The 23,030-nt window shown below is 44.5% G+C and carries 24 protein-coding genes; 5 read left to right on the forward strand and 19 right to left on the reverse strand.

Going from position 1 to position 23,030, the window contains the following annotated elements; genetic code table 11:
• Window position 1 precedes the first annotated feature (1 nt).
• The 3 genes from J2Z28_RS15785 to J2Z28_RS15795 form a co-directional block, all read right to left on the reverse strand.
• The gene (locus J2Z28_RS15785; RefSeq protein WP_211083307.1) at window positions 2–163 is read right to left on the reverse strand and encodes a hypothetical protein; all 162 of its coding nucleotides are present in this window, start codon (window positions 161–163) and stop codon (window positions 2–4) included.
• Between the two features lie 131 nt (window positions 164–294).
• Window positions 295–720, reverse strand: a complete 426-nt coding sequence (locus J2Z28_RS15790) for a MarR family winged helix-turn-helix transcriptional regulator (protein ID WP_017688556.1) — start codon at window positions 718–720, stop codon at window positions 295–297.
• 186 nt (window positions 721–906) lie between these two features.
• Complete coding sequence (locus J2Z28_RS15795) at window positions 907–1,935, reverse strand: ABC transporter substrate-binding protein (protein ID WP_211083198.1); 1,029 nt, start codon at window positions 1,933–1,935, stop codon at window positions 907–909.
• Between the two features lie 211 nt (window positions 1,936–2,146).
• On the opposite strand from J2Z28_RS15795, the gene J2Z28_RS15800 reads away from it, so the two are divergent.
• A complete protein-coding gene (locus J2Z28_RS15800) occupies window positions 2,147–2,959 on the forward strand; it encodes an undecaprenyl-diphosphate phosphatase (RefSeq protein WP_211083199.1) in 813 nt (270 codons plus the stop codon).
• 170 nt (window positions 2,960–3,129) lie between these two features.
• On the opposite strand, the gene J2Z28_RS15805 is transcribed toward J2Z28_RS15800, so the two are convergent.
• Together J2Z28_RS15805 and J2Z28_RS15810 are read right to left on the reverse strand one after the other, a co-directional pair.
• Complete coding sequence (locus J2Z28_RS15805; protein ID WP_342357508.1) at window positions 3,130–3,585, reverse strand: hypothetical protein; 456 nt, start codon at window positions 3,583–3,585, stop codon at window positions 3,130–3,132.
• 219 nt (window positions 3,586–3,804) lie between these two features.
• On the reverse strand, window positions 3,805–4,275 hold the full coding sequence (locus tag J2Z28_RS15810; protein ID WP_211083200.1) for a GNAT family N-acetyltransferase: 471 nt from the start codon (window positions 4,273–4,275) through the stop codon (window positions 3,805–3,807).
• Window positions 4,276–4,478: 203 nt separating this feature from the next.
• Here J2Z28_RS15810 and J2Z28_RS15815 point away from each other — a divergent pair, with 203 nt between their 5' ends.
• Entirely contained in the window at window positions 4,479–5,144 is a 666-nt protein-coding gene (locus J2Z28_RS15815) for an MBL fold metallo-hydrolase (RefSeq protein ID WP_211083201.1), read from the forward strand.
• Window positions 5,145–5,269: 125 nt separating this feature from the next.
• On the opposite strand, the gene J2Z28_RS15820 is transcribed toward J2Z28_RS15815, so the two are convergent.
• Together J2Z28_RS15820 and J2Z28_RS31815 are read right to left on the reverse strand one after the other, a co-directional pair.
• Window positions 5,270–5,893: a hypothetical protein gene (locus tag J2Z28_RS15820; RefSeq protein WP_211083202.1), complete on the reverse strand. Its 624-nt coding sequence runs from the start codon at window positions 5,891–5,893 to the stop codon at window positions 5,270–5,272.
• Window positions 5,894–5,909: 16 nt separating this feature from the next.
• A complete protein-coding gene (locus J2Z28_RS31815) occupies window positions 5,910–6,311 on the reverse strand; it encodes a DUF3888 domain-containing protein (RefSeq protein WP_425325413.1) in 402 nt (133 codons plus the stop codon).
• A 261-nt stretch (window positions 6,312–6,572) separates the two neighbouring features.
• On the opposite strand from J2Z28_RS31815, the gene metE reads away from it, so the two are divergent.
• Entirely contained in the window at window positions 6,573–8,867 is a 2,295-nt protein-coding gene (gene metE / locus J2Z28_RS15830; protein WP_211083204.1) for a 5-methyltetrahydropteroyltriglutamate--homocysteine S-methyltransferase, read from the forward strand.
• 174 nt (window positions 8,868–9,041) lie between these two features.
• On the opposite strand, the gene J2Z28_RS15835 is transcribed toward metE, so the two are convergent.
• The 7 genes from J2Z28_RS15835 to J2Z28_RS15865 form a co-directional block, all read right to left on the reverse strand.
• Complete coding sequence (locus J2Z28_RS15835) at window positions 9,042–9,581, reverse strand: TlpA family protein disulfide reductase (protein WP_211083205.1); 540 nt, start codon at window positions 9,579–9,581, stop codon at window positions 9,042–9,044.
• Window positions 9,582–9,610: 29 nt separating this feature from the next.
• Window positions 9,611–10,324, reverse strand: coding sequence for an ABC transporter ATP-binding protein (locus tag J2Z28_RS15840; protein ID WP_036608081.1), 714 nt, complete (start codon window positions 10,322–10,324; stop codon window positions 9,611–9,613).
• Entirely contained in the window at window positions 10,317–11,138 is an 822-nt protein-coding gene (locus tag J2Z28_RS15845) for an ABC transporter permease (RefSeq protein WP_211083206.1), read from the reverse strand. Before J2Z28_RS15845 ends, J2Z28_RS15840 begins: the two co-directional genes overlap by 8 nt.
• Before the next feature lie 28 nt (window positions 11,139–11,166).
• On the reverse strand, window positions 11,167–11,733 hold the full coding sequence (locus J2Z28_RS15850) for a nitrous oxide reductase accessory protein NosL (RefSeq protein ID WP_017688568.1): 567 nt from the start codon (window positions 11,731–11,733) through the stop codon (window positions 11,167–11,169).
• Window positions 11,730–13,118, reverse strand: coding sequence for a right-handed parallel beta-helix repeat-containing protein (locus tag J2Z28_RS15855; protein ID WP_244988333.1), 1,389 nt, complete (start codon window positions 13,116–13,118; stop codon window positions 11,730–11,732). Before J2Z28_RS15855 ends, J2Z28_RS15850 begins: the two co-directional genes overlap by 4 nt.
• 317 nt (window positions 13,119–13,435) lie before the next feature.
• Window positions 13,436–14,110, reverse strand: a complete 675-nt coding sequence (bshB2, locus tag J2Z28_RS15860; protein WP_036670850.1) for a bacillithiol biosynthesis deacetylase BshB2 — start codon at window positions 14,108–14,110, stop codon at window positions 13,436–13,438.
• 23 nt (window positions 14,111–14,133) lie between these two features.
• Window positions 14,134–14,478 (reverse strand): YojF family protein, encoded by a 345-nt coding sequence (locus J2Z28_RS15865; RefSeq protein WP_017688572.1) that lies wholly within the window; start codon window positions 14,476–14,478, stop codon window positions 14,134–14,136.
• A 267-nt stretch (window positions 14,479–14,745) separates the two neighbouring features.
• Here J2Z28_RS15865 and J2Z28_RS15870 point away from each other — a divergent pair, with 267 nt between their 5' ends.
• Window positions 14,746–15,531 carry a DUF817 domain-containing protein gene (locus J2Z28_RS15870; protein ID WP_211083207.1) on the forward strand — a complete coding sequence of 262 codons (786 nt, stop codon included), beginning with the start codon at window positions 14,746–14,748 and terminating at the stop codon, window positions 15,529–15,531.
• A 129-nt stretch (window positions 15,532–15,660) separates the two neighbouring features.
• On the opposite strand, the gene J2Z28_RS15875 is transcribed toward J2Z28_RS15870, so the two are convergent.
• The 4 genes from J2Z28_RS15875 to J2Z28_RS15890 all read right to left on the reverse strand — a co-directional run bounded on the left by J2Z28_RS15875 (window position 15,661) and on the right by J2Z28_RS15890 (window position 20,518).
• Window positions 15,661–16,101 (reverse strand): hypothetical protein, encoded by a 441-nt coding sequence (locus J2Z28_RS15875; protein ID WP_211083208.1) that lies wholly within the window; start codon window positions 16,099–16,101, stop codon window positions 15,661–15,663.
• Window positions 16,102–16,242: 141 nt separating this feature from the next.
• Window positions 16,243–17,151 (reverse strand): UDP-N-acetylmuramate dehydrogenase, encoded by a 909-nt coding sequence (murB, locus tag J2Z28_RS15880; RefSeq protein ID WP_415841472.1) that lies wholly within the window; start codon window positions 17,149–17,151, stop codon window positions 16,243–16,245.
• Between the two features lie 115 nt (window positions 17,152–17,266).
• Entirely contained in the window at window positions 17,267–19,303 is a 2,037-nt protein-coding gene (locus tag J2Z28_RS15885; protein ID WP_211083210.1) for a methyl-accepting chemotaxis protein, read from the reverse strand.
• Window positions 19,304–19,537: 234 nt separating this feature from the next.
• Window positions 19,538–20,518, reverse strand: a complete 981-nt coding sequence (locus tag J2Z28_RS15890) for an SDR family NAD(P)-dependent oxidoreductase (RefSeq protein ID WP_211083211.1) — start codon at window positions 20,516–20,518, stop codon at window positions 19,538–19,540.
• Between the two features lie 194 nt (window positions 20,519–20,712).
• Between J2Z28_RS15890 and J2Z28_RS15895 the strand changes: the two genes are divergently transcribed.
• Window positions 20,713–21,387, forward strand: a complete 675-nt coding sequence (locus J2Z28_RS15895; protein ID WP_074094996.1) for a class I SAM-dependent methyltransferase — start codon at window positions 20,713–20,715, stop codon at window positions 21,385–21,387.
• 68 nt (window positions 21,388–21,455) lie between these two features.
• Here the strand turns inward: J2Z28_RS15895 and J2Z28_RS15900 are convergent, their stop codons facing one another.
• Window positions 21,456–22,859 carry an outer membrane protein assembly factor BamB family protein gene (locus J2Z28_RS15900; RefSeq protein ID WP_211083212.1) on the reverse strand — a complete coding sequence of 468 codons (1,404 nt, stop codon included), beginning with the start codon at window positions 22,857–22,859 and terminating at the stop codon, window positions 21,456–21,458.
• Window positions 22,860–23,030 lie beyond the last annotated feature (171 nt).

Genomic DNA, 23,030 nt, shown 5'->3' on the forward strand with positions numbered 1-23,030 from the left:
ATCAGAGCCCACTCAATGCCTCAGATATTGTATCCTCACCAGCGATTAGATCAAATGAACGCTTGTAGGTATTCTTCTCACTCAAACTGGCCAAAATCACATGAGCTACATCTTCACGAGCAATCTGTCCATTTGATCCTACGACGAATACCTTTATGTTCAATACCTCCTTTATACAAAATCACCGCATCCATATTAAATTCATGCGCATGCATTTAATTTAACGTATATATTAATGAGTGTCAAGTCTTCTTATAGGGTAAATGACTACATTACCCTATATTCACCCTAGCCTTAGAACAATTCTTTAGTGAGGTTCTCTAATCGAGTCTCAAATCCATCCTGTTCCAATTCAGTTTGCAAGACCTGATTAAACGTTTGAAGTGCTTTCTTGTATTTATTCTCTCCAAGCTCCGTAATTCGAGTGTAAATGCCACGCCGGTCATCTTCACATGCATGTCTTTCCAGAGCCCCACAGTCTTTGGCTTCCATCCTAACGACGAGCCTGGAAGTAGCACTTTGGCTCAACCCTACTAGTTCTTGAAGTTGCTGTAGGCGTAATTCCTTACCCTCCGCATTATATATGAAGTTTAACACATAAAATTCCTTCAAAGATAAGTCATATTGTTGAAGCAGAGCTTGTTCCAGCTTCTCGTTCAGATGGGTATGAATGTTAGAGAAAGCCAACCAAACATTCAAACGTTCACTCTTTTGCTGCAATCTAGATCACCCCACTTGATATTTAATGTTCATCAGCTGTTATCCTATTGTATCAAGCTTAATTACATTGGTCAAAACCCATCCAAGTTCGACGTATATAACATTCTAAGCTCATAAGAAGAGCATTTCCCCGTCTTGTAACGACATTTGGAAATGCTCCGGTTTTACCATTTATGCAGTCTAATCTTACTTCGCGGTAAGCAGGCTATCGGAAATAAATTGCAGCTGACCTTCCAACGTTAACGGATCGTTGTACGAGTCTGAGGTCGGATCAAGCTGGAACACATCATTTGCCTTCACCGCAGGCAAGTTCTTCCACAATGTATTATCATATACGATCTTGGGATCGGTTGTATCTCCCGACCACGGGCTGGTGAAGATGATATCCCCCGCATACTCTGGTAATAGTTCCATGGAGATCGAAGCCCATCCAGTACCGCTGTCAATCGCTTCAGCTTGGGCCTTGGCTGGTGCCTTGAGATCAAACTCCCCGTAAATAATTTCACCGCCTCGACCATAGTTATGACCGAATACAAATAATCCTTTGGCATACGGATTCAGGATGGAAACGGTGCGATCGCCCACAGCTTCCTGAACCTTGGGCTTCAGTTCGTTGATCTTCGCTTCCCATTTAGCATTCCAAGCTTTAGCTGCGTCTTCTCTATTGGTGAGCTTACCCATCTCGAGCATGAGATCCTTGAAATCGCGCTTACCAAATGTAATCTGTACGACAGGCGCAATCTGCTCCAGCTTGTCGATACCCTCTGTTCCAGTGTACACGATAAATAAGTCAGGTTTTAAACTGATTAGTTTCTCTGGTGTAGGCTCTTGACCCAGATCACTGGTTCCCGCTGCTGCAAGTTGATCCTTGATATATTTGTTGTTCATCGCTCCTGATAATGCGCCGACTACTGGTGCATCCAGGGCAACAAAGTACCCTGTCGAAAATGATGTCAAATCAATAATGCGCTTAGGATTCTTGGGTACCTGTACTTCGCCTGCATCCGATTGATATGTAACAAGTTCCACTTCGGCAGTCGCCGTTGATTCAGCGGAAGAAGTCGAATCCGAGTTCGTCTTGGTTTCTGTCTCCGCAGCTGCATTTGTGCTATCACCTGTTGTACTATTGGTCGTGGCAGACTGACCACATGCACTAAGTACAATCAGCAAGATAAGTGCCATCATGATCCATATTGATTTTCTCTGTTTACGCAAAATAAACCCACCCCTTCGTTGATATTGATAATCGTTATCAACGATATCATGCTATGCAGGATTTGACAAGCTATGTTTATTTCCCTCTCTCTATGAACTCTAACTTGCAAGTCACCAACTTAAACAGCTATCATCAATAGAGTAGACAAGTCACTTTTATTAAAAAGAGAGATCATTGGAAAGCCAATGAAACGTATTCAAGGAGGACAACATGGAAGAGATTATATTGTGGTTAAAGTATTTGTTTTTAGGTATTGTTCAAGGTGCGACGGAGCCAATCCCCGTCTCCTCAAGCGGTCATCTGATCATCGCTCAGAAACTCATGGGCATCAAGCAGAATGGATTGTCATTTGAAATTTTAACCAATACGGCATCACTTATCGCTATTATTTTTATTTTCCGGCAAGATATCAAAAAATTGATTATTGGTGCACTTGGTTACCTGCGTACTCGTAAAGAAGAATATCGAGCAGACTTCATGTTTTGCTTATACATAATTATTGGTACGATCCCTGCTGCTGTCGTTGCAGTCCTGTTCAAGGATCGGATTGAAGAAATCTTCTCATCCGTATATACCGTTTCCATCGCGCTATTGATCACTGGGGTCGCCTTGTGGCTGATTCGTAATCTTCGTGGTCGTAAGCAAGATGGTGATCTGTCTACGAAAGATGCACTGTTGGTAGGTCTGGCTCAAGCGGTCGCTCTTATTCCGGGGATTAGCCGCTCAGGGGCAACTGTAATTGCGTCCATCGCTGTTGGCATGAAACAGGAAACAGCTTTGAAGTTCTCCTTTATGCTGTACATTCCCATCAGTATTGGTGGACTCATCATGGGGGTATCCGACATTGCCAATGATCCGAATCGATCACAGCTGGCTATCCCTTATCTGATCGCATTCATCACGACGCTCTTCGTCACGTATTTCTCCATGAGATGGTTTATGGGCATTATGGCCAAAGGCAATCTGAAATACTTTTCGTATTACTGTTTTGCCGCAGGTACATTGTTACTGATCTTTTTGTGACAAAAGTAGCCCTACAATACAAAAAGGAACAACCAACACGTATGTCTGGTTGTTCCTTTTGACGATTACCCTCACAAACCAAACCATAGAAATCAAACGCTTGAATTAAAAATTCACTCCATATTATAGATATCCTACAAAAAGAAATAACTTCACTCTAGAACGGCTTACTACAATCCAATAAACATATTTCTGCTAAGCGGCCCCCAATTTCCACCAGTGAATCCTGATCTCCCTTCCAAATTCACAAAACATGGAAGTAAAATATAAAGAACCCCCATAGTCGCGTTAACATTGAAAGTTATAACAAATCTTGTTTTGGAATTATTGATTGGAGCTATCATCCCCCGATCAGCACGGATCGTATTTTCTTTGGCAAGGGCTTCTCCCATTCCTAAACTGGCTATGTCTGAAGGGCTAGACATATTACTTCTTATCCAATAATTCGATATGTTTGTTGCTGACATTAAATCCGCTGGTTGATCATACGTTACTACAATTTGATTGGATGCGACTTGCCTAACCTCCACAATCACAGGATGAGGCATCATGGTTTCTCTCTCTCTGTACCCCATGTTCTCGATCCGATAAGGATGTTCTGTATTGCAATGATTATTAATTGACATTAGATTCCCTCCATGGCTGACCTCAATAGTCATTTATCCTGAGGTAATGTATGTAGGTGAATGACTATTGGTGTCTCCGGGATGTAGGTTCATATCATTAGTAACCATTATTCATTACGTTAAGGAATCAAGGCAATGGTCCATAACTTTGCATAACCTTGCGTCATTAACACAAAGAAAGTCACCAAAAGGGCGACTTTCTTTGTGTTTGCCTTCTGCTCAAACAACTTCGTGTACCAAGTCTTTCTGGTAGGCAAGGACCTTGTCCCAATTGCCACTGAAAACAGGAATTCGATAATACCCTACACGCTCATACAGCGCTGCAGCTTCTGGTTGCAAGGGACCTGTTTGCAGTTTCAGATTGGTATAACCAAGTTCGTTCGCAAGACGCTCTGCCTCGGCCAATATAGCCTGGGCAATCCCCTTACGGCGGTAACCACTGCGTGTATACATGCGTTTAACTTCTACAGATGTATCATCAAGGGGTCTAAGTGCTCCGCAACCGACCGGATACCCGTCGATCCTGGCAACGATAAAAGCCGCACGTGGCACTTCAACGTCTGATAGTTGAAATCCCGCCGTTCCATCACCGCCATATAACAAACCGAGTTCTTCACTCAGTTCATTGATCAATAACAGCGAATCCTCGCTCCGAATATCTTCAGCTGCTGCATGCACGATATGTGTCATCCCACATACCCCCTTTATCTTATTGGACTTATTGGTTTTGATGATATATCTAAATTATCATTCCCAACAGCAAGCGTCAATTCCCCCATCCATTGAATATTTCTATAAGTATCCGCGTATCTTTTTGCAGTCTTTATTCGTTTACCTAAGTAATATAACGAGCAACGATGTATATGAATTTAAATTCTTGGAGGTCTGATATTATGGAAATTTCAAAGGGAATAGAGATGCTTCAGCTTGATTTTGAGGGGAATATAATTCACCCTGTTCTGATATGGGATGAAGAAATGGTTGTGTTAATTGATACTGGTTTCCCTGGACAATATGACGATTTGCGTATCGTACTCGAAAAGATTGGTGTGCCGATCAGCCGACTTAAAGCAGTGATTTTGACGCATCAGGATGTGGACCATATCGGCTGTCTTCCCGAGATTTTGCAGGAGTGTGGTGATCATGTCAGGATATATGCGCATGAGCTGGATAAGCCATATATTGAGGGGCAGCTCCCTCTTCTCAAAGACGGTCACCTTGAGCATCCTCCAATGGGCAAAGTAGATGGAACGGTGACTGATGGTCAGGAACTGCCGTTTTGCGGCGGAATTCGCGTTATTCATACACCTGGTCATACGCCAGGTCATATCAGTCTATATTTGATGGGCAGCAAGACGCTCATCGCCGGAGATTCAATGTACAGTGTAGACGGCATGCTTGGAGGCATTCATGAACCTACTACGCTGGATACAGAGACAGCTCGGTTCTCTTTGAAAAAGTATATTGAACTCGACATTACATCTGTGGTTTGTTATCACGGTGGACTAAGTCATGGGAATGTAAATGAACAGATCTCAGAGCTAGTTAAAATGAACTAACGAATAGTATGCTTCCGATGTAGCTTTCTTGCAGAAAGCTTGTAGGCGAACGCTCCGCTTCTTCAGGTTCTTTCTGTCCGCTCCGTTTTGTGTAAATGTTTAGTTCAATTTATATAGTTAAGGGTTTATTGTTTTGCATACTGCAAAATGGCTGTAGCCGCACGAATTCGCAACTCTCCTTCTTCACTGTGTAACGCTTCTCTCAGCACTCGGAGAGCTGTCTGAATCGTGGCTTCATCTATTCCTGTTGAGAGAGAGTTGGTTGCTTCAGCTGTTATACTGCCTGCAAGACCTCGATCCAGCTGTGCTTGTGATATGGGATACTCAAACTTCGCAAGGATGGCTGAGTCATTTTGCAGTACCTGCACTTTATCATTCAGCTCAGCGCGAGGAATACGACCCAACCATGTAACTCCGCGACGGTGACAGATCAATTCGTTTTCTGTGCCAGCGGAATCGTCGTAATAATAATCCCCGATATCCCCAACATACGTCCATTCATCATCGCTAATTAAGACATTATCTCCATCTTGCATGAGGTTAACAAACATATGTAGTGTCGCGAGTATGCTCGCCAATTCCGCTTCATCCAAGGGATAGTGTTGAACCAACTGTTCCTTCCATAGCTCCGGGGGCGTATGCTCCAGATCCCCTGTACTTGACCAAGCAATACCAATATAATTGTCTTCCAAAAAGGATGTTACTCTGTTGATTCCGTGCACGGTGGACTGGATATGATACAGATTCATGCGTAGCGCCTTCCTTTCAATCATTCGTATGAACATAGTTCACCATTGTAACATTAGCGGGGTCTATTTCAAACGTAATGATCTCTTTCCCATATGGCGGGTTATGTGGACCGTAGAAAGTTCTGACTTCCAGAACGGTTCGAAAGCTATAACCACCTTGTGTGTGCCTTTTAAGTTCCAATACGTGAATGTCATATAGCCCATAGTTAGGGACCTGCTTATGATTTTCCTGATAATAGCTGGTAATCTCACGGGCAATGTATGGGTTGAGCATCGTAAGTGCTATTGCCTTATAGTCATGCTCCTGTATGCTCTCAGGATCTGCATATGTAACATCTGTGTATAGGGAAACACTATTTATCATTAATGTTGCTGCAAGTATAAAGTGAAAAAGACGTTTCTGAAATCCCATACTCATCAACCTTTTTTAATTTCTATTATTCCGAGTGAATGCAAAAGCATACAAAATATGATTATGATCTATTATTTATGCTTAGCTGAGTGGAAGGTTATTCTGTCATCGGAGTGGCAAGTGTAAATACTCGTTAATTCAACTTATATAGCATACACCTTTTGATATAGCCCTAGGCTATAACTAGGTATAATTTAATGGAATTACATTATAACTCCGGATCTGTGATAAATTTTGTGTAACATAAAAGCAGAGGGGTTTTAAACGATGACGAAAAGTAGTGTATTGGGATATCCGCGTATTGGTGCTGATCGGGAATGGAAGAAAGCGTTGGAAGCGTTCTGGGCAGGCAAGCTGGAGGAAACAGAATTTCACGCACGTTTGCAAGAGATTCGCATAGATCATTTGCGCAAGCAACAAGCAAAAGGTATAGACATCATTCCGGTTAATGACTTTAGCTATTATGATCATATCCTGGATACGGCTGTGATGTTTGGCATTATCCCTAAACGTTTTGCATATGATGGTGGTTCCGTTCCGTTGTCCGTATATTATGGCATCGCCCGGGGAACGAAAGATGCCGCAGCAAGCGAAATGACAAAATGGTTTAACACCAACTATCACTACATAGTACCTGAACTGGACGGGGCTTCCCCAACTCTGACGGAGAACAAACCACTTCTCGCTTATCGTGAAGCAAAAGAAAACCTCGGCATTGAAGGAAAACCGGTTATCGTTGGACCGTTAACCTTCCTGAAGCTCTCCAAAGGCTATGATAAATCCGAGACAGACGCTTGGTTGGACCGCTTGCTTCTACTCTATACTCAATTGCTTCAGGAACTTGCGAGCGAAGGCGTTCAGTGGGTGCAGGTCGACGAACCTATTCTGGTAACCAAATTAAGCGATGAAGACGTACAGCGTCTGAATAAAATATATGAAACATTTGCAGTAGCCGTTCCAGGCCTGAATATCATGCTGCAAACGTACTTTGAATCTGTCGAAAACTACAACGATATTGTTGCACTGCCAGTTCAAGGTGTAGGACTTGATTTTGTACACGGACTCTCTGGTAACACTCAATCTATTCGGACATCCGGTTTCCCGGCAGACAAAGTGCTCGGTGCAGGTATTATTGATGGACGTGGGATCTGGAAAGCTTCCCTTCAAACAAAACTGAATTTGCTGAATGAATTGACTGAGTTCGTGACGCCTAAACGTATCATCGTGCAATCATCTTGCAGCCTGCTGCATGTGCCAGTTACGACAGACCGTGAGGCAAAACTTACATCTGAACTGAAAAATGCTCTTGCATTTGCAGATGAAAAGCTGGATGAGATTGTTCTTTTGACTACAGCCTTATCTTCACCAAGTGCAGAGATTACTGCCAAAATAGACGAAGCAGAGCTTCCTCTTCTGGCGCTTCAGCAATCCGAAGATCGGAACCGTACCGCTGTACAGAAAGCCGTTGCTTCCATCAGTGTTCAACAGCCAGAGCGCTCCCGTCCTTTTGCAGAGCGTCATGAAGCCCAACAGGCCAAATGGCAATTGCCACTCTTCCCGACAACAACGATTGGTAGTTTCCCGCAATCTGCTGAAGTCAGAAAAGCACGTCAGTTGTGGCGCAAAGGTGAGTTGAACAACGAACAGTATGCTGCCTTCATCCGGGAGCAGATTGATATCTGGATTAAGCTTCAGGAAGAGATCGGAATTGACGTACTGGTGCATGGTGAGTTTGAGCGTACCGACATGGTTGAATTCTTTGGCGAGAAACTTGCCGGTTTTGCCTTTACACAGTTCGGCTGGGTTCAATCGTATGGTTCACGTTGTGTGAAGCCACCTATTATCTTCGGCGATGTTGCATTTACGGGTGAAATGACAGTGGAAGAAACGAAATACGCCCAATCGCAGACTGAGCGTCCTGTTAAAGGCATGCTGACTGGCCCGATTACCATCATGAACTGGTCATTCGTACGCGAAGACATTGCTCGTGAGCAGATTGCCTATCAATTGGCGTATGCGTTGAGACAGGAAGTCGAAGCACTTGAACAGGCAGGCATTGGTATGATTCAGGTTGACGAGCCGGCTGTTCGTGAAGGGCTTCCGTTGAAAGAAAATGAACAAGCTGATTACCTGGCTTGGGCAGTCAAAGCTTTCCGTATCTCCACGTGCACGGTGCATGAAACGACTCAAATCCATACGCATATGTGCTATTGCGAATTCCATGACATGATTGATTCCATTGAAGCTATGGATGCGGATGTTATCTCCATTGAGACATCCCGTAGTCACGGTGAACTGATTCATAGCTTTGAAGAAAATACGTATGAGCTCGGTATCGGTCTTGGCGTATATGATATCCATAGTCCACGTGTTCCAAGTGTGGATGAAATGAGCAGCATGATTGAACGCGCTCTGCGTGTTCTTGATCCGAAGTTGTTCTGGATTAACCCGGACTGCGGATTAAAAACCCGTGGACAGGAAGAAACGGTAGCTTCTCTGCGTAACATGGTTGACGCAACCAGAATCGCTCGTAACAATCACGCTTCAACTGCTGTATTGTAATCGGCTGCGAAGCAGCATAACTTCAAAAGTAAAGCCGGACACCCCTTCGTTAAATGGGTGTCCGGCTTTTTATATGGTTACTTTTTGTAGTTACTTTTAACGTACATTCATTTCACTTGTAACATGGCGATCTCGGGCGTTCCCGCTTCTTTTCTCATCTTTCTATGCGTACAACTAAATACTCTCTTCCAGCCATTGCTGCAACGGTGTATCTTCGGTCAGTTCACCGAGCAGTATGTGACGGAACTCTCCATCCCTATCAATGACCATTGTTGCGGGCAAACCCGTTATACGATACATACCTGATATGTTGCCCGTCACATCAATGATCACCGGAAAATCAAACGCCTGCTTATCCATAAATTCACGAATCGTGCCCTTCGATTCCCCCACGTTAACAAACAGGGTTTCTACGTCATTCTGATAGTCCTGAGCAATCTGGTGAACGAGCGGCATCTCCCTTACACAAGGTGTGCACCATGAAGCCCAAAAGTTAATCATGACGGCTTTGCCCCGATAATCCGACAGCTTGACTTGTTCGCCTGCTGAATTAACCGCTGTGAACTCAGGAGCCACGGCACCTGCTTCAATGGCGTTACCTCGCTCAGACTCGGGTGTCGATACACTTTCGAAAATGGCCCATGTACCTGCTAATAATGCGATCACACCAATCAAAATTGTAAGTGTACGTCTGTTATTAAACCTCTTCTTCATCTTCTTATTCTTCTGCAATGAACTCACCTTCACTTTAAACCAAGACTTTGATGGAATGCTGCATGGAGCGAACCGAATTGATCACAAAAGTCGTGAGTAGAGCCCTCTCCAACATTACGTCCATGGTTCATGAATATCACCTGATCCGCAATATCGTCTGCGATCTCCAACTGATGGGTCGAGAACACGACCATGTGGCCTTCCTGTTTGATGCCCTTGAGCAGCTGAGTTAATTCCTGCATCCAAAATGGGTCCAATCCATTCGTTGGCTCATCCATGATGAGCAGTGGAGGTTTCGACAGCACAGCCTGGGCGAATAACACACGTTGGCGCATGCCTTTGGAGAAGGTCGTAACCCGGTTTTTCTTTTGATCCTCCAAACCTACCATGGTCAGTACTTCCTGTACTCTCTCCTTGGGAACTTTCCTCAGAGAAGCCCAGAACAGAAGCATTTCCTCCGCACTCAGTCCTTGATTAAATTGATAATCGTCCGGCATATATCCAATCTGCTCTGAATAACGCTTGCGCTCCTTCAACCATCGTACATTGTTCACTGCAACCTCACCGGAGGTAGGCCGAAGAATTCCTGCGATCATACGCAGCACCGTGCTCTTTCCTGCACCATTCCCTCCACAGAGGGCAAGCACTTGGCCTGAAGTAATGCGAAAGGAGATATCCTCAACAATCGGTTGCTTTTTAATGGATTTGCACAATCCCATCACTTCGAGTCCCATCTTATCCATGAGAACGCCCCCTCTCCCAGATCGCGTATACCGCCAGGACAGAGAAGGCAATCCAGAATAGGCATATCCCGATGAAGATCCAACTGCCACTTGGTTGCTGCACCCACTCCACCCATCGATAATATTCTGGTCCAAGAATGGAGCCGCCTCCCAGTTTGATGACTACAAACAATCGCACCAGCTCGGCCGGATTGATGAGTGTTAGCATAACCAGCAGCGGTTTCACCCATAGATAAGGCATCAGTCCCAGCACAGAGAGCAATAAGGTCGGCCATCCAATGACTGCGAAAAACCATACGGTCACGGATATGGTTAACGCCTGCCACCGATTGCGCGACAACGAACCGATAAATAGCGCCAACGTCAGGAATAACAACACCAGTCCACACGAGAATGCCAGAAAGAGAAGATATGTCATTACATCCAGTGGATTTCCGATTACTCCGCTAATGACCCCCATCAGGCCGTATCCAAACGCAACAATGGTAATTAAAACAATCGACAGCCCAAGATACTTGCCCACAATAAAAGACATCGTGCCAATGGGATACGTGGACAGCAGTTGCCAGCTACCGTCTTCCTTTTCGGATGTTAGTGAGAAGGAACCGAGGAACAGCGTCATTAATGGTAAGAGGTAAAGAATGAGATTCAACATCGAACCTGTTGTGCCCGAATATCCTTCAACCAGATTCTGCGAATTCAGAAGTAACAAGCTTAAGCTAAAGGTGCAAAAAAGGATCAGAAACGAATACGCCCAGGGATTGCGAAATCCCATTTTCACTTCTCGTCTTGCAATCTGTATCATATCTGACATCATTGATCACCATTTTCTATTGTCATACTTAGTGGCCTGACTCTTCTTTCATCTCACCTTCCTGATGCATCTCATTACCGTCCCCTTCTTCACCATGCCCATGTTCACCCATCATGTCCATATTCTCTGTGTTCTGTTTCCAGTCATGAGAGGCAAGATCCTCAGCGGTCATAATGGTTCCAACACCTTGCTCTGCAATGAAAGCTTCAGCCGAGGGCTTGTCCTTAAAATTAAGAATTCCATAGGCCATAGGCGTACGCAATGAAGCGTCGTATACATACGTGGCTTTGCTGTATTCAATCCATTCCTTGTCATTATAGTCACGTACATAGTCCATGCCGATGTTATCTGTGCCATTTTCTGTTTTCCACTGGTTCATGCAGCCGATATCATCGAACTTGTAATTTTGGCCGTCTTTCGTAGTGAGCTGTGTTGCATATGCATCGTCCTTCACCTGCATTTTACAGATCGCACAGATATCCACGTCTTCATTGATCGGCAATGCCGCGTATTTTGTTCCGCAAGCGGTTAACAGCACCATGCCAAACATAAGTACCATAACCATGGACCATCTTCTGTTCAAGCTTTTGTTCATTTTCGTAATACCCCCATATAGATGATTATAAAAGTTGCCATACCCAACAGAATTAACCCGAACATCCACACCATCTTGGAACCTGTAGCACTTTTCACTGACTTGTGCAGATCAGATTCCGTATCCATGCTCATTCGTGGCGATTTGTCGGTAGTCCATTGTTCTCTGCCTTCTGTAAACAACTCACTCAGAAAGACCATACCCGGTGATTGAAAAAAGAGCTGATACGCAGAATTTCGACTAACCAATTGCTCATAAAAAGGATTAATGGCATAGGAGATTTCACTGATCCCATCCCGATTCAGATCGAGCCCCTGAAAGGAGTCCCAGTAGTTCTCCATCAGGACATTATTCGGGCTATCCAGCGCCGAAGCTTCAATGACATTAGACACCAATTGGTTACGTGTAAACTCATTAGCTTCTGCCAGAACAAGCTGGATGCCAACAAAATTCCGAAGCACCGCATTGTCATGGATCTCATTGCCCGATGACTCTGCAATATTCATGCCAACACGATTACCCTCCACCACATTGTTGTGAATTGAGGATTGATGCACGTCATACAACAAAATCCCTTGAGAATGAACATTAGTACTCTGTTTGCGAAAAGAATTGCCCGATATAACCGTATTCTTGACGCCCATGATCATGGCACCTGTCATGTTCTCTTCTCCGGTATTATCCATGACAGAAGAGCCGTCAATATACATGCAATGGATGCCGTACCTTGTATGTAACAGCCTGTTATTTTGCACAGTAGACTTGCGACTGTTCTCCAGATAGATTCCATCCCTCATGCCGGTGATCTCATTGGCTTCAATGAAGCTATCATGGGAGTTGTACAGATCAATGCCATTGCCCTTCTGGCCACTGGAAGCAGAATCAGACCCGGCCCACGTAATGTTGTTCCGCTGAATCGTTGCCTGACTCGAATTCCGGATGATCATCCCATACCCCTGGGTCTGAATATGCAGATCCGTGATTTCACTGTTTTTCCCTTCAACCTGAATCGCTGCAGTCTGTTCATTCGTATCATGTTCAATTGTAAAACCGCTCAATTTCACCCCATCCGAGCGAATCATTATCGTAGAGGTGGCTTCCGCATTAACAACTATGACCGTAGGATCACCCTGAATGGTGATGTTTTTGTCAATCGTCACGGGTCCAGAATAACGACCTGATGCAAGTTCAATGACTTCTCCAGGTGCAGAACGGTCAATCATAGGCTGAAGGGGAATGAGATCACGATGTCCGGAAGAGGCCATGACTGCACCGTGCGGAAGGGATAGCAGGAGCATCATCATTCCGATTAGAAAAATGAAACCTGTAACCCGACTTTTCTTACAACTGTTGAATGTACCCAAGCCTGCCCAAGGATTACTCATGATTCAAACCGCGCAATTCCGGCTTCTTGTTACAGTTGCTTATTGCTGTGGCAATGTATTCAACGGGTCTTACATTAATCCAAAATATACGTTGGTTGTACACACCATCCCTCCATTCCACTTAAAATCAACTCTCCATGTTCCTCATCCATTGAAGCAACGTAATAAATGAAGCGTTATCACAATCCTGATCATAGTGTACTTAAAATGATATTTATTCCATATAGCTCAATTAGGCTATAGACGCAACATTTTTGTGTCGATATTGTGATGTGAATCAAAAAAAGCCGCCATATAGGCGACTTCGAAGTAATATATTATTCAAATGGATAGGTCCAAAATGTTTCTCTGCCAAAACGTTTCTTGATTTCTTCATTATTCAGCTCACGATTTCCTACAAGCTCTGCTGCCTGGAATTGTGAACGATGGGCACGAATGGACGCCATTTTTCGATCCAAAAATTCGGATACGTCAACAAATACATCCGGTTTGCCAATGTACTGTTCCTGATTATTAGCGAACGCAACGCAGTGAACAATCGGACGTTCATCCACAGGAAGTTTAGTGATTGTACGTATAACAGCGGCTCCCGTTGCATCATGATCAGGATGAACACTGTACCCCGGATAGAACGTAATGACCAGCGTGGGGTTCAACTCTTTAAGTAGTGACATGATGGTATCTTCCAGTAACTGTGGGTCTTCGAACTCCAGCATTTTATCGTGGAAACCCAGCATTCTCAGGTCCTGAATACCAATCGCTTCAGAAGCTTCGATGAGTTCCTGTTTACGGATGCCAGGCAACGTCACTCGGTTGGCAAATGGAGGAATCCCCATATTGCGCCCCATCTCGCCAAGTGTTAGACAAGCATAGGTTACATGGGCACCGCCATCTATGTATTTGGCTAACGTTCCCGATACAGAGAAAGCTTCATCATCTGGATGTGGATATACCACCAAGATGCGCTCATGCTCGTTGTGTGTAGTATTCATGATTATTCAATCCTCCGCTTTCATCAGAACATTTCTCGGCTTAATTGTAACGCCACAACTAGTTTACCCTGGCTGTCGTGACCGGCGAGAATCAGTCTTTCTTGTTCCTGCTCATCAATATGTGTAAGTCCTTCGGCGTAAAGCCATCCCTGCGTTGTTTTCAGACCAACACGGTATGGACCTGTACCTGAAATGGACCCCTGCGTATATCGTATGGCCGCATTAGTAATGAATGCCGATGCTGGATGTTTTGTACTGTCCATGTGTTGTGCGTAAGCACCTGACGTAAGTTCTAGATGTACGTATAAGTCCTGATCAGCAAGATTATTGATCCGGAGCTGAATGTCTTGAGGTTTAATTGGTTGCATAGCGGCCTCCTTGTCTAATGTAATTGTACGAATTTCATTTTAACATATCCACAAGAGAATATACATGGAGTGACCCTGTCGACCTCACATAGAGCCCTCTCATGATGATTCCAGTTTGAAAACAAGAACAGATTTGCATGGTTTTTTCTCTTTTTATTCATGGATGATAACTATATTATGAAGTGTAGGCAAAAACGCCCGTGTTGAAGAACCTTAAATCTTAAATGAATCTTGCTCCAACTTGTTTGGAAAGGAGTTTAACTCGACTTGAAATCTCTAATACAACTACTTCATTTTGGCTATCATCAGGCCATGAGCTGTATATTTCCCGTAGCGATCTTTGGAACACTGGCCCTGTCCAGCGTAATTCCTATTCCTTTCCTTCATCGATATGATGCCATTCTGCTCGTATTGCTTGCTGTGCAGTACCTAATGTATCGAAGCGGCTTGGAAACCAAGGATGAAATCAAGGTCATCTGTGTATTTCACATTATTGGCCTGGTGCTAGAAATCTATAAAGTATGGATGGGATCATGGTCATACCCTGAGCAAGCATACAGCAAAATCCTGGGTGTCCCTCTTTATAGTGGATTCATGTATGCAAGTGTAGCCAGTTTTATGTGTCAGGTGTGGCGAAGACTGCGGATGGACATGACCGGATGGCCTGGTTTTGCACCTTCGATGCTGCTCGGAGCAGCCATCTATATTAACTTTTTCACTCATCATTTTATGCCCGATTTTCGCTGGTGGCTGACGGCGCTTGTATTTATTGTCTTCTGGAAAACCTGGATTATTTACCGGGTACGAGCTACGACCTATCGAATGCCCTTATCGCTTGCATTTATCATTGTTGGTTTCTTCATCTGGACTGCTGAGAACATCGCTACATTTTTCAATGCCTGGAAATACCCTGATCAGCATGATGCTTGGCAACTGGTTAGCTTTAGTAAGATCAGTTCGTGGTTCTTGCTGGTCATCATCAGTGTCATCATCGTTGCGCAGCTCAAATATGTGAAAGCCAATCGAACCGCAGATGATCCAAAGTCCAGTTAACTATTTATTCTCTAACCTTAAAACAGCAGCGATCTTAGACTCGTACCTAAAGTCTTCGAATGCCGCTGTTTTTTGCGTGGTTCTATTTGAGATTATTCAACAAATAATGAGCCAAAGCCATCTGCCTCTTCAATGTCTTTGTTGATTAAGAGGTATGCTCATATAATTCAACGCAAACTTGGATTCAACTGATTCATTAATGGAATATCCTCCACCCCATACCCATTTCCATCCGAAAATGTTCTTGCGGGTATACTCCATCTGAAGATTACTGTTGTTTTCCCGACCCTTTTTTTGTGTAAACAAAATCATGCCCCCGTCCACAGCCTCCTGATGAATGAATTGGGAGGTATAAAACTCACCTCTAAATTCTTGAACGGCCCCTTGAGGACTGTTCGCTATAGGAATATGTATAGGTTCACTTAATCCCCAAACCTTGGATATCCGTTGATCGGCTAGCCCACCAGCTCGTTCATTCATATACATATATGCCAAGATTGACAGGGGCGATAGTAAAATTACCATTGCAGTGATTAGCAAAATTCTCCTGTTACGCTTGATTATCTCCATGTACACTCCTTATGATAACGATGAAATATTAAATACAATCACTCTGATATTACCATAATTAGCATATGAATTCTTTGCTCAGTATAATTCGGACAATCAAAAAAGGCCGCCAACGGCGACCTCCTAATGATTCCAATGAAGTTACTCTCCCAGAAAGATTACTTCGGTTTCCAATTCAACTTGGAACGTATCATATACTTTCTTCTGAATAAATTGGATCAGATCCATATAATCCTGGGCAGTAGCGTGATCCACATTTACGATAAAACCTGCATGCTTCATGGAGATTTCAGCACCTCCGATGCGAGTACCCTGCAAGTTACAATCCTGAATCAGTTTACCGGCAAAATATCCTTCGGGCCGTTTAAATACACTTCCACAAGAGGGGAACTCAAGCGGCTGCTTGGATTCTCTCAGGAACGTTAATTCCTTCATTTTGCTTGCAATATCTTCCTTGTTTCCTTTTTTGAGCCCGAATTCGGCCTCCAGTATGATATAGTGATCCATCTTGAAGAGACTATTTCGATAACCAAACTTCATCTCTTCTCGCGGGATCTCCAACACTGCGCCGTCTTTGGTGATCACAGTCGCACGTTCAACAACGTCGGCGATCTGACCGCCATAAGCACCGGCATTCATGTAAAGTGCGCCCCCCGTGCTGCCGGGAATGCCACAAGCAAACTCCAAACCGGTCAAGTTATGCTCCAAAGCAAGTCTGGATACATCAATGATATCAACGCCGCTTTGCGCAATCATGCTGTCCTCACTCACTTTAATTTGATCGAAGTGGCTAAGAGAAATCGTTACTCCCCGGATGCCCCCGTCTTTAATAATGACGTTTGAGCCTTTTCCAATGACCGTCAGAGGTAACTGATGTAAGTTGGCAATTTCCACGATTTTAGTGATTTCGTCTATCGTTGTTGGATGGATGAGAATATCTGCGTTGCCACCTATTTTAATAAACGTGTGATTTTTTAGTGGTTCATTGAATTTCACTTTTTCCAAAGGTATCTGATGCTCAAAAATATTCATGATTTTCTCTCCCTGAATTCATAAAGAAATGATTGCACCATCGCGAAAATGAGATGCTCCTTCTTTATTATATGCTAAATAGGAGATTTTGTTTGAATTTATGTTGTTTTCATTATAATTAATCGCATTCTCTTTAGATTTTGAACTTTTCCGTGAGTTCCTGAAGACGTGATGCCATCCGGGCCAGATAAGAAGAAGATGAGCTGATCTCCTGCATGGAAGCAAGCTGTTGCTCTGTTGCCGCAGATACCGTCTGTGCTCCTTCCGCCGTTTCCCGGGAAACATGAGAAATGTCCTCGATTTTCGCCACCACATGGGAGGTTTCTTGAACGATATCATCGGCCATGGTGGACACTTCGTTGGCTTTGCTGTTCACCGTATCCACGGACAAGGTGATTTCGTCAAAGAGCTGGCCCGCCGTATTCATCACGTTCATCCCTTTGGAAACTTCACCAATCGCCTCAACCATGGATTGATCCGCATGCTGGATTCCTTCGTTAATGCTGCCAATTAGTGTGGTGACTTGCTTCGCTGAATCAGCAGCTTGCTCCGCGAGTGCACCTACTTCTCTGGCTACAACAGCAAAGCCTTTACCATGCTCACCTGCACGTGCAGCTTCAATGGACGCATTCAAAGCCAGTAAATTGGTCTGACGGGAGATGTCCGAGATCACCTTAATGATTTGCCCGATCTCCAACGAAGTCTGAACCAGATGGTTAATGCCATCCGACACACGGTTGACGGAATGGTGGATGGTTCCCATTTGCGTCACAGCGCCATTTATAGCCTGTCCACCTTCCTTGGATTTCTCCGCAACCTGTTCTGTAGCTATAGCTGTTGCTGAGGCGTTATTGGCGATATGACCGATTTGCTCAGCCACATGATGAATAGTACGCAGACTTTCTTCAACCAGCACGACCTGTCTATCAGTGCCTTCCGCCATCTGTTCAATCGTTGCAGCAATATGCCCTGTTGCCGTAGCACTTTGACCGGCATTAGCAGATAACTGTTCCGAAGCGGCGACCAGTTGATTAGACGAATTTTTCACCTCGGATACAATGGAATTCAGGGAACCGACCATAAGGTTGAAGGCATCCCCCAACTGGCCCAATTCGTCATTGGAATGAATGGCTGCGATTCGGCTCAAATCTCCCCGACTGACTTCCCCGGATACATCATTTAATGTTTTGAGCGGTTTGGTGATCGAACGCACGATCAAAATCGTCATGCCTATACCTAGCAGGGCAAACACGGCGATGACCATTAATGTATTGTTCCAGATGGGTTTGGCTGCTTGCACGACCTCGATCGGTGAGCGATCCCCTGCGATTTTCCAGCCCGTAAGCTGATTGGTAATATAGACAAGCTTACGAGTCTCTCCTTCTCCTTCAGGAGAGCTTTGCTCAATTTGCCCGGAGTCACCCTCAAACATCGTTGTCCCGGGTCCTCCGTCACCTTGAGAGTTGTCTTGTTCTGCATCGGAAGAAGAGTTGAGCGGTGCTGCATCACCAATTTTCGCATCCTCACCCTGAGAACCTTCAGTACCCCACGGCGGATTTACAATCATGGAGCCATTCGCACTAAAAATGATAACAAAACCGTTATCTCCAATTTTGATCTTGCCTACAGTCTCTTGCAAAGCGCTTAAATCTAGGGTTACGGCGACGACTGACTTGCTGTCACTGGACGCTTTCGCTAAAGTCATTACCGTGTTACCCGACTGCTTCGAAGTGAACGGCTCTGTCAGAACAACCTGTCCTGGAACAGCAATCGCCTTCGTATAAAATTCGCTCTCCAGAGGTTTATCGTTGTCTGGCTGGCTCTGACTGGAAGAAGCATACACATGCTGTCCGTCGCTCTTAACGAAAATAGCTGATTCGACCTCCGAATGGTTATTGGTATAGGCTTTTAATGCGGCTTCAGGATTCGTAGATGTAATGGATTCGGCTAAGAGACCCACATCTGATTGTTTAGCTTGTATGTACTGGTTGACCATGCTGCTAACGAGTGATATGTCTGTGTCGGCCATGTTGGCTAGTTGTGTATCTACTTGCTGTTTGGCGGTAAGATAGGCGAATCCTCCGATAACCAGACTGGGAAGCAACAATACGATTAAAAATGATGCTACCAGACGGTTCCTGACCGTACCGATTTTTTTCTTGAATTTCATAGGCGTTTCTCCTTATGTATGATGTATCGTAGCTTATCCTCTATTAAACATGAAATAGATGAGAGTAGGATTAATTTCAACTTAAAGATATATGAAAATTTTTCATGAAAATAAATATTTCCTTTCAAAAAATAAACAAAAAAAACGCCTTACGGAACCAGCATCTGGGCTGGATGAACACCGCAAGGCGTTTCTCATGCAATATCGTTATCTCGTGGACAAGTAACTACATGATTATGAGAGTTCTATGTCTGTTTGAGTCAGTTTGGCCGATAGCTCCCATAAACGAATAGCTTGCTCGGGGTCGATAGCATACTTCTTGACCCCATAGAAACCTCCATCCTCGGGAGCCAATTCACTAATGTCACAATCCTCACAATAGACACCGCCTTTTCTCTCAAGCTGAGGTGAAGTTGCTGCCCAGACTTGCGTCGCTGCACCCTGCTCAGGTGTTTTGAACGCAGGATTGGCCACTTGTCCAGATTCATCAATCCAGCCCAGAGCAATCATTTCCTCTTTGGGCATATGACGCTGTAGTGGTGTCATAATTCCGCCTGGATGAACGGAGAAAGCCCGTATTCCGTGCTCTGCACCTCGACGATCCAGCTCAAGGCTGAATAAAATCGTTGCTGTTTTGGACTGTCCATAGGCAGGGAATTTTTCATAGCCATGTTCAAATTGGATGTCATCCCAACGAATCGGTGAGAAATGATGTCCCGCTGATGCCAAGGAAACAACACGTGCTCCCCCCTGACTAGTGAGTGCTGGCCATAACAGATTAGTCAGGGTAAAGTGGCCCAGATGATTTGTTGCAAATTGAGCTTCCCAGCCAGGACCAACCCGCGTTTCCGGGCAAGCCATGATGCCCGCATTAAGAATCAACATGTCAATGTTCCGATCACTCGCCAGAAACCGCTCGGCAAAAGCACGAACGCTGGATAAATCAGCGAGGTCCAATGCATCTATTTCAACACCTTCCAGACCAGAAAGTGCTTCCTTCGCAACCGCTGGACGACGTGCAGTCACCACTACACGGGCTCCCGCATTAACAAGCGCACGTGTCGTCTCCAACCCGAGGCCGGAATATCCACCCGTTACAATAGCAAGCTGTCCTGACAAGTCCAGATCTCTCAATACATCCTCCGCTGTACTGTTATGGTTGAAGCCAGAGCCTATTTTATGTTGTAAAGTTCTAATATTATTTTCCTGTGTCATTCTCTTCATCTCCTTGGCAATATTTCTTCTTCAAAGTCTACACCCTAGAGCGTACTCTAAGTCAAATCGGTTATTACCCATGGCAGAGACTCGGAACCCATAGGTCCAACCTATGAGTTTATCCATAATCAGTATTTCCCTTGATGCCTTTAAGTTTGTAAAATATGGAGAAAACCTCAAGGAGTGATGAGCACATGGAATTCTCAGTAAAGCAGCTGTTTGATAAGGTAGCCCAAGATTATGATGTGCAGCGAAAGCAGCTTATCCCTTGTTTTGATGATTTTTATGGAATGGCTCTGGATCTAATGAAAAGCCCGCTCGATTCTCCACGTATTCTTGATCTGGGTGCAGGAACGGGACTGCTCTCCGGATTGGTCCTGCAAAAGTATCCCAACGCGCGATTAACCCTGATCGATATTAGTGATCAAATGCTCGAAGGAGCACGTCGAAGATTTGCTGATGCAAACCAAGTACAGTATGTGATCGGGGATTACTCCAAGTACGATTTCACCAGTTCCTACGATATGATTATTTCCTCCCTGTCTATTCACCATCTGCCCCACGCTGACAAGAAAAAGGTGTTTGACTCTGTACACAAGTTGTTAGAGCCAGGTGGATGCTTCATCAACGCAGATCAAGTTCAGGGAAGAACCCCCGATACGGACACGTATTACCGCCAGCGCTGGTTAGAAGCGATTCATCAAAGTGGTTTGTCTGAGGAAGCCATCTCGGCTTCAATAGAAAGACGCAAGGTGGATATCAATGCCACGCTGGAGGATCAATTGGTGTGGTTGGAGGAAGCGGGGTTTCGCGTGGCAGATTGCATGTACAAATACTTGGACTTTGCAGTGTTTTATGCGCAAAAATAAAAAAAGACCGGATTATGGGCAGCTATGCCGTAATCCAGTCTTCTCACATATTTTTCATCTTAAATCACTTATTTCAGCGATGCTGGCAGCTTAACGCCGAGAAGTTTGCCTTCGGTTTGGATGATGATCATTCCGTTTGTCTTTAACGTCGTGTTATGCAGATCTCCACCGGTGGAGACGCGGAAGACCGACTGACCCGACATCATGTTGAGGACAAGCAGGGTGCCGTTACGTTGCGCTCGATACATTCCTTTACCGTAAACATCAATCTGAGAGACGGGGGCATCACCATGCCACTGGACCTCTTGACCATTAGCCAGCTTGATGCCTGTAAGTTCTCCCGTGTTTCCGTTTTTGAAGATCAACCTTTCCTGTGTAACGCCAAGCCATACCATATTTTCGCCGTAAGGACGGTGAAAAGTTCGAAGTGGCGCGGTTCCCGGATTGCTTGAGGTCAACGGATACTCCGCTATCGCATCGCCTTGTAGAATGTATAGTTTGTCTTTATTGGAAAATATCCCTCCATACCCATTCACATACGGTGGATCCCCCGGCATGGTCCACTTATACTCCTGACTTCCTTTCAACACACCGGTCTTCAAGTTGTACGCATTAACTTTCCATTTGCGTTCTGGTGAAGACTCGTCATTTTCCAAAATCGAAGAATAGTAGTCCGCTGAGTATACAAGACCGTCTTTAATCTGAATAGCTTCCCCCTGACCAAAATGACCCCATAGCTTCTTGCCCGTTTTCTTGTCATATGCATTAAGCTGTAAGGATGTAAGTGCCCCTTGGACAAAAAAGGTTCTCAGCACCACACCATTAGATTCTCTCAGATACTCAGTACCATTACCTTCACCTAATGGTTCATCTGCTTCCCAGCGCAGTTTGCCTGACTGGATATCCAGTGCGAACGTTGTACTCCCCTTAATCACGTAGAGGGTATCCACCGTTGGAATCAGAGCTTCCGTACGGTTATACGTATCAATCCAGGTGGATGTACCTGACTGCCATATTGCTTTGCCTGTCTTCGCATTCAAGGCATATGGCTTGTGATCAATGGTCAGTCCGTAGAGAATCCCGCTTTGATAGGTAATATAAGGAGTCAGGTCTTTGGCGTAAGTCCACAGCCGTTTACCTGTTGTCGCATCAAGTGCAATCAACTTCGATCCAGCAAACGTGAATACTTTGCCTTCTTCTGCGATGGCATTAACTCCAACATACGTCTCGTTCATATTCAGATAGTTATCTACTTTTGCTGTCCAAGAAGGTTTCAGTTCAGGTACAGTGATTCGTTGATACGAATACCAGTTACGGATGGATACATCCGATGCTTCAGCATGTGCCTGCGATGGCAACACGCCGATAACGCCGTGAACCATCAGCATTCCGGCAGTAATGCCTGCAATGATGGGTCTTCCTGCTCTTCTTTTCCATTCCTTATTCATTTGACGTTTATGTATATTGACCATGGTAAATCCTCCTGTTATTAAAATCCTGAGATATAACTACATAAACATAACGTGTGATAAGTCCAAATAGTTACCGGATTGTTAAATTATTCAAAGGAAATATCAAAAAAAGCCGCCACCAGGCGACTTCTTGATAACTGTATTTTTTCGGAGATAAGTTGCGAACGTGAC

The sequence above is a fragment of the Paenibacillus xylanexedens genome, from assembly GCF_017874615.1.
Lineage (GTDB): Bacteria > Bacillota > Bacilli > Paenibacillales > Paenibacillaceae > Paenibacillus > Paenibacillus xylanexedens.

What these genes read in the sequence shown, in the direction of transcription:
- J2Z28_RS15800 (WP_211083199.1), top strand. Translation starts at nt 2,147, where the DNA reads ATGGAAGAGATTATATTGTGGTTAAAGTATTTGTTTTTAGGTATTGTT.
- J2Z28_RS15805 (WP_342357508.1), bottom strand. Translation starts at nt 3,585, where the DNA reads ATGTCAATTAATAATCATTGCAATACAGAACATCCTTATCGGATCGAG.
- J2Z28_RS15810 (WP_211083200.1), bottom strand. Translation starts at nt 4,275, where the DNA reads ATGACACATATCGTGCATGCAGCAGCTGAAGATATTCGGAGCGAGGAT.
- J2Z28_RS15815 (WP_211083201.1), top strand. Translation starts at nt 4,479, where the DNA reads ATGGAAATTTCAAAGGGAATAGAGATGCTTCAGCTTGATTTTGAGGGG.
- J2Z28_RS15820 (WP_211083202.1), bottom strand. Translation starts at nt 5,893, where the DNA reads ATGAATCTGTATCATATCCAGTCCACCGTGCACGGAATCAACAGAGTA.
- J2Z28_RS31815 (WP_425325413.1), bottom strand. Translation starts at nt 6,311, where the DNA reads ATGAGTATGGGATTTCAGAAACGTCTTTTTCACTTTATACTTGCAGCA.
- metE (WP_211083204.1), top strand. Translation starts at nt 6,573, where the DNA reads ATGACGAAAAGTAGTGTATTGGGATATCCGCGTATTGGTGCTGATCGG.
- J2Z28_RS15835 (WP_211083205.1), bottom strand. Translation starts at nt 9,581, where the DNA reads ATGAAGAAGAGGTTTAATAACAGACGTACACTTACAATTTTGATTGGT.
- J2Z28_RS15840 (WP_036608081.1), bottom strand. Translation starts at nt 10,324, where the DNA reads ATGGATAAGATGGGACTCGAAGTGATGGGATTGTGCAAATCCATTAAA.
- J2Z28_RS15845 (WP_211083206.1), bottom strand. Translation starts at nt 11,138, where the DNA reads ATGTCAGATATGATACAGATTGCAAGACGAGAAGTGAAAATGGGATTT.
- J2Z28_RS15850 (WP_017688568.1), bottom strand. Translation starts at nt 11,733, where the DNA reads ATGAACAAAAGCTTGAACAGAAGATGGTCCATGGTTATGGTACTTATG.
- J2Z28_RS15855 (WP_244988333.1), bottom strand. Translation starts at nt 13,118, where the DNA reads ATGAGTAATCCTTGGGCAGGCTTGGGTACATTCAACAGTTGTAAGAAA.
- bshB2 (WP_036670850.1), bottom strand. Translation starts at nt 14,110, where the DNA reads ATGAATACTACACACAACGAGCATGAGCGCATCTTGGTGGTATATCCA.
- J2Z28_RS15865 (WP_017688572.1), bottom strand. Translation starts at nt 14,478, where the DNA reads ATGCAACCAATTAAACCTCAAGACATTCAGCTCCGGATCAATAATCTT.
- J2Z28_RS15875 (WP_211083208.1), bottom strand. Translation starts at nt 16,101, where the DNA reads ATGGAGATAATCAAGCGTAACAGGAGAATTTTGCTAATCACTGCAATG.
- J2Z28_RS15885 (WP_211083210.1), bottom strand. Translation starts at nt 19,303, where the DNA reads ATGAAATTCAAGAAAAAAATCGGTACGGTCAGGAACCGTCTGGTAGCA.
- J2Z28_RS15890 (WP_211083211.1), bottom strand. Translation starts at nt 20,518, where the DNA reads ATGACACAGGAAAATAATATTAGAACTTTACAACATAAAATAGGCTCT.
- J2Z28_RS15895 (WP_074094996.1), top strand. Translation starts at nt 20,713, where the DNA reads ATGGAATTCTCAGTAAAGCAGCTGTTTGATAAGGTAGCCCAAGATTAT.
- J2Z28_RS15900 (WP_211083212.1), bottom strand. Translation starts at nt 22,859, where the DNA reads ATGGTCAATATACATAAACGTCAAATGAATAAGGAATGGAAAAGAAGA.